The sequence below is a fragment of the Streptomyces sp. NPDC050416 genome, from assembly GCF_044458845.1.
Classification (GTDB): domain Bacteria; phylum Actinomycetota; class Actinomycetes; order Streptomycetales; family Streptomycetaceae; genus Streptomyces.
In genome coordinates, this window is record NZ_JBITII010000015.1 from 181,027 (window position 1) to 187,197 (window position 6,171).

A 6,171-nucleotide genomic window follows, 5' to 3' on the forward strand; every position below is an offset into this window, starting at 1 on the left:
CCTCCATGACCGACACCATGACGGCACCGCCGCGAGAAATCCTCGCCCGTCCCGGGGCGGGCTCCGTCCGAGGGCGGGCCTATGCCCGGCGCCTGACGCGCAACTTGCTCGTCACGCTGCTGGTGGTCGTCGAGGTGACGCCGCTGCTGTGGCTTGTGCTCAGTTCCTTCAAGACCCAGTCCGAGTTCGTGAACGATCCTGCCTGGTCGCTGCCGGGGAACTGGGACCTGCACAACTACGCCGACGCCTGGACGAGCGGGAACGTCGGCCTCTACATCAGCAACAGCCTCCTGGCCACCGTGCCCTCACTCGCGCTGATCATCGTCCTCGGCACTGCCGCCGGCTTCGCCCTGGAGGTGATGATCTGGCGCGGCCGCCACCAGGTGCTCCTGGTCTTCCTGCTGGGCATCATGGTGCCGAGCCAGATGATCCTGCTGCCCCTGTTCCGGGTGTACTTCCAGGGCGGTCTCTCCGGCACGATGTGGCCGCTGATCATCACCTACACCGCGGTCGGCCTTCCGCTCACCGTCTTCATGATGGCCACCTACTTCCGGGCAGTCCCGCGCGAGATCTTCGAGGCCGCCACCCTCGACGGGGCGAGCATGCTCACCGCGTTCTGGCGGATCGGATTCCCCGTCGTCCGCAACGCCGTCTTCACGGTCGCGCTGGTGCAGTTCTTCTTCATCTGGAACGACCTGCTGGTCTCGCTCACGTTCACCACCGACGACAGCCTGCGCACCGTCCAGGTCGGACTGCTCAACTTCACCGGCCAGTACGGAGAGACGGCCTACGGACCGCTGTTCGCCGCGATCAGCATCAACGTCGTCGGCGCCCTGGTGCTCTACCTGCTGATCAACCAGCGCATCATCAAGGGCCTGACTGCCGGCGCGGTGAAGGGATGAGCGACGAGCGAATACCCGCGGTGGCCGTCCCCACCGCGGAACATCACCGGGAGCCGTTCGGCATCGGCGAGTCGTCGCCCCGGATCTCCTGGAAGACCACAGCACCCGCCGACTGGACGCAGCACGCCTATGAGATCGAGGCCACCCGCGCCGACGGGACGTACCGCACGGGCTGGGTGCCCTCCCGCGACTCCGTGCTCGTCCCCTGGCCCCTGCGGCCACTGACGTCCCGGGAAGCCTGCGAGGTCCGGGTGCGGGTCCGCGGAACCGAGCAGGTGGCCAGCGGCTGGAGCCCACCGCTGCGCATCGAGACGGGCCTGCTGACACCGACGGACTGGACGGCCCGCGCGATCTCACCGCACGAGCCACACCGGCTGGAGAGGCCGGACACCGAACGCCGGCCGCCCCTGCTGCGCAAGGAGTTCGCCGTCGCCGCGGACGTCGAGCGCGCACGGCTGTACGTCACCGCCCACGGCCTGTACGAGATCGAGATCAACGGCCGACGGGTCGGCGACCACACCCTCGCGCCCGGCTGGACCAGCTACCACCATCGGCTGCGCTATCAGACCCACGACGTCACCGAGCACCTGCGCGCCGGCGCCAACGCCATCGGCGCGTGGCTGGCCGACGGCTGGTACCGCGGGCGCCTGGGCTTCGGCGGCGGCCACGCCGACCTCTACGGCGACCGGGTCGCGCTCATCGCCCAACTGGAGATCCTCCACCGCGACGGAACCGTCACCGTCATCGGCACTGACACCTCCTGGCTCGCCGGCCAGGGACCGATCCTCACTTCGGGGCTCCTGGACGGCGAGACCTACGACGCGAGGGACGAGCTGCCCGGCTGGTCGAAGCCCGGATTCGACGATGCCAACTGGTCATTGGTAGACGTCGTCGACCGGGACCTGGCGACCTTGGTCGCGCCCACCGGCCCGCCGGTGCGCTGTACCGAGGAGATCAGCCCCGTCCAGGTGACCGCTCTTGACGCCGACCGTCTTTTGGTGGACTTCGGGCAGAACCTCGTCGGCAGGGTCTGTATCACGGTGGACGGTCCGGCAGGGCACACGGTCGTCATCCGGCACGCCGAGGTGCTCCAGGACGGTGAGCTGTGTGTGCGCCCCCTGCGTGATGCCGTCTCCACCGACCGGTACGTCCTGCGGGGTGCAGGACCCGAGACGTGGGAGCCACGCTTCACCATCCACGGGTTCCGGTACGCCGAAATCACCGGCTGGCGCGGAGGCGACCCGCACCGCCACGTCGTCGCCCGCGTCCACCACACCGACATGGCACGCACCGGCTGGTTCGCGTGCTCCAACGAACAGGTCAACCGGCTCCACGAGAACGTGGTGTGGAGCCTGCGCGGCAACTTCGTCGACCTTCCCACCGACTGCCCGCAGCGCGACGAACGGCTCGGCTGGACCGGCGACATCCAGGTCTTCGCGCCCACCGCCGCCTTCCTGTATGACTGCCACGGCATGCTCGCATCCTGGCTGCGCGACGTCGCCGTCGAACAGCACGCCGACGGGACCGTCCCCTGGTACGTACCCGAGATCCCGGGCGGCGAGCAGTGGACCCCCGCCCGACCAGGCGCCGGCTGGGGCGACGTCGTCGCACTCACCCCGTGGGATCTCTACCGGGCCTCGGGCGACTCCGGTCTGCTCGCCGCACAGTACGAGAGCGCACGGCGATGGGTCGACCTCATCACCGAACTCGCCGACGAGTCGGGCCTGTGGAATCGCGGCTACCAACTCGGCGACTGGCTCGACCCGTTCGCACCCCCCGAGGACCCCAGCGCCGGCCGCACCGACCGCCACCTCATCGCCACGGCGTACTACGCCTGGTCCCTGCGGCATGTGGCATGGACCGCCGACGTCCTGGGGCGCGAAGACGACCGGGACCACTACGGGGAACTCGCGCGACGCGTCCAACAGGCGTTCGCCGACGCGTACCTGCTGCCCGACGGCCGCATGACCAGCGACACCCAGACCGCGTACGCCGTCGCCCTACAGTTCGACCTTCTCCCCGACGCGGAGTCCCGGGCCGCGGCGGGACATCGCCTCGCCGAACTGGTCGAGGCCGGCGGGCACACCATCCAGACCGGTTTCATCGGCACTCCGCAGGTCGCCCCCGCGCTGAGCGCCACTGACCATGACGAGACCGCCTACGCCCTGCTTCTCCAGCAGGAGTGCCCCTCGTGGCTGTACGCGCTCAAGCATGACGCCACCACCGTCTGGGAACGCTGGGACAGCATGCTGCCCGACGGCACCGTCAATCCGGGCGAGATGACCTCGTTCAACCACTACGCCCTCGGCGCCGTCGCCCAATGGCTGCACACCACCGTCGCCGGTCTGACCACGGGCGCGCCGGGCTACCGCGACATCGTCTTCCGCCCACGACCAGGCGGCGGCCTCACCTGGGCGAGCGCCATCCACGAGTCACCGTACGGGCGCGTGGCGATCCGGTGGGAGCTGCAGGAAGCGAATCTCACCGTCGAAACGACCGTGCCCACGGGGGCCACCGGACGGATCGAGTGGCCCGACGGAGGCGTGAGCACCCTGCCGACCGGGACCACCATCACCCGACGACCGTATCCCGCCTACGGCTCACACTGACCCGTCCATGATCCCGGTTGGTTCGCGCCAACACCGCAGCGAAACAAAGGAGTCTCGCATGAGCAACCGTCACGCCGCCGATGAGTCCGGCCCCGGAATACGCAGACTTCGGCAGCGTTCCGTCCTCGCCACGACTGTCGTCACCCTCCTGACGGTTCTCGGCTTGATCACCGCCTCCCCCGCACAGGCACTCAGCGGTGATCTCCGTATGCACGACCCGAGCGTCATCAAGGTGGGTAGCTGCTACTACGGCTTCTCCACCGGATTTGAGAACGACCCGCTCAACCCCAGCGGATCCATCACCCTCCGCAAGACGTGCGCAGGCACCGCGGCCTCCGGCTGGACCAAGGTCGGCAACGTCTGGTCGTCGACCCCGTCCTGGATCACCACCAAGCTCGGCTCGACCCCGCCGAACATCTGGGCTCCGGACATCAAGTACTTCAACGGTGTCTACCATCTGTACTACGCCGGTTCGCTGTGGGGTTCGAACTACGCGGTGATGGGCCTGGCCACCGCCACGAACATCGAGGGCCCCTGGACCGACCAGGGCATGGTCACGGACGTCAACTACCCGATCGACCCCAACGTCGACTGGGGCCCCGACGGCCGGCTGTACATCTCCTGGGGCTCCTGGACCGGCAGCGGCACCTACATGCATGTCCTGGACCAGACCACAGGCAAGCTGTCCACCACCGACAACAACCTGTGGCACATCGCCGTCGGCATCGAGAACCCGACGATCATCCTCAACGGCGGCTACTACTACCTCTTCGGCTCCAAGGGCACCTGTTGCAGCGGCGTCAACAGCACCTACTACACCGTGGTCGGCCGCTCCACCAGTATCACGGGCCCCTACCTTGACCAGAACGGCACGGACATGGCCTCCGGTGGCGGGACCACCGTCCTGACCGGCGCATACCCCAGGGTGGCCGCCGGCGGCGCCGACGCCTACGACGACGGCACGTCCAAGTTCCTCGCCTACCACTACTACGACGGCAACAACTCAGGCCAGGAGACCCTCGACATCCGGCAGGTGACCTTCGCGGGCGGCTGGCCGGTCATCGCCAGTCCGCTCGGGGCCGCGAACAACCACCTGCTGAACCGCAATAGCGCCAAATGCGCGGACGTCTGGAGCCTGAGCACGGCGGACGGAGCTGCGGTCAACTCCGGCAACTGCAACTCCGGGGCCAACCAGCAGTGGGTGTCCAGGGCCGTGGGCTCCAACTACGAACTGGTCAACGTCAACAGCGGCAAGTGTCTGCAGATCTCCGGCGCCTCCACCGCCGACGGCGCGGTGGCCGTCCAGTCGACGTGCACCGGGGCCTCACACCAGCTGTGGACGAGGACGGCGGTGATCGGCGGCTACGTCACCTTCGCCAACGTGCGCAGCGGCAAGTGCCTGGAGGTCGCCGGGGCGTCGACCGCCAACGGCGCCGCCCTGGACCAGACAGCGTGCACCGCCGGCGCGAACCAGCAGTGGATGGTCGTCTGACGCGCAGGGCAACCGCCGACCGGCGGGGACTCCGGGCGGGCCGTGCACCTCGGCCTGTCCGGAGTCCACATCCGCGCCCGGGGCCCGGCAGGCGAGATCCTCCAGTACAGCCCCGTTCCCCAGGCCCACTTCATGAAGCCGGTCCTCGACACCAACGCCGACGACCTCGACGCCCCGCTCGCCTTCTCCGTCAAGGGCCCCGTCACCGCGGTGCACGCCGTCCTGCCCGGCATGCGCAAACTCGGCCGCGGCACGCTGCTGTTCGTCAACGGCTCCAGCGCCGTACGTCCCAACCCGAAGGTCGCAGGCACCTCGATCGCCTTCGCCGCCGAGAACGCCTACGCCCACATGCTTCACGACGCGCTCGCCCCGGAGAACATCCACGCCGCCCAGCTGATCATCCCCGGAGCCATCCGGCCCGAAGCCGAGCACAGCAGTCCCGACGCCCTGGCCCAGCGCCTGTACGACATCCACACCGACCGGGACGGCTTCCGCCACTACTCCGAGCCTTTGCCCGACTAGCCGGACTCGGCATGATCGCCAACTTCGCCTGGCTGCCGTACACGCCGGTGTGGTCGATCGTCCTGCTGATCGTGGACGGCTTCATCATCTGGGCCCTGTGCGCCCCACGCCGCCCGGTCCAGGTCTAGCCGCACCCCTCCTTCCCCGATCCGCGTCGGCCCGCCCGAGAGCCGGGGCCGGCCCCCCGTCAGGCGCTTGTTGGGGCAGCTCAGCGTGTACGGGCAGCGAGAGGCTTACGGCGTGGATACGGCGACGGCCGGGACCGTGTGGTGCGGTCCCGGCCGTTACGGCTGTCCTTGCGGGTTTCGGCTTACTTGACCGGTTGCGGTTGGGGCTGGGCGGCTGTTTGGCCGTCGCCGCCTTCGGGTTCGTCGGTGGCGGTGGTCTTGACCGAGTCCAGCAGGAGTTGTGCCACGTCCACGACCTGGATGGACTCCTTGGCCTTGCCGTCGTTCTTCTTGCCGTTGACGGAGTCGGTGAGCATGACCAGGCAGAAGGGGCAGGCGGTGGAGACGATGTCGGGGTTGAGGGAGAGGGCTTCGTCGACGCGTTCGTTGTTGATGCGCTTGCCGATGCGCTCTTCCATCCACATCCGCGCACCACCCGCGCCGCAGCAGAAGCCGCGCTCCTTGTGGCGGTGCATCTC

4 protein-coding genes and 1 pseudogene are annotated in these 6,171 nt (G+C 68.6%); 4 read left to right on the forward strand and 1 reads right to left on the reverse strand.

All coding sequences use genetic code 11. The annotated features are described in order from the left end of the window. Positions 1 to 5 precede the first annotated feature (5 nt). The 4 genes and pseudogenes from ACIBL4_RS36190 to ACIBL4_RS36205 form a co-directional block, all read left to right on the forward strand. Positions 6 to 902 carry a carbohydrate ABC transporter permease gene (locus ACIBL4_RS36190; protein WP_399416043.1) on the forward strand — a complete coding sequence of 299 codons (897 nt, stop codon included), beginning with the start codon at positions 6 to 8 and terminating at the stop codon, positions 900 to 902. After that, entirely contained in the window at positions 899 to 3,511 is a 2,613-nt protein-coding gene (locus tag ACIBL4_RS36195; protein WP_399416044.1) for a family 78 glycoside hydrolase catalytic domain, read from the forward strand. The genes ACIBL4_RS36190 and ACIBL4_RS36195 overlap by 4 nt, the downstream gene beginning before the upstream one ends. Before the next feature lie 58 nt (positions 3,512 to 3,569). Beyond that, positions 3,570 to 5,003 carry a family 43 glycosylhydrolase gene (locus ACIBL4_RS36200; protein WP_399416045.1) on the forward strand — a complete coding sequence of 478 codons (1,434 nt, stop codon included), beginning with the start codon at positions 3,570 to 3,572 and terminating at the stop codon, positions 5,001 to 5,003. 81 nt (positions 5,004 to 5,084) lie between these two features. Further along, positions 5,085 to 5,525: pseudogene (locus tag ACIBL4_RS36205) on the forward strand (SDR family NAD(P)-dependent oxidoreductase); the annotation flags it as partial. Positions 5,526 to 5,835: 310 nt separating this feature from the next. On the opposite strand, the gene ACIBL4_RS36210 reads toward ACIBL4_RS36205, so the two are convergent. Then, on the reverse strand, positions 5,836 to 6,171 hold a 336-nt coding region (locus tag ACIBL4_RS36210), incomplete at its 5' end, for a heterodisulfide reductase-related iron-sulfur binding cluster (protein ID WP_399416046.1).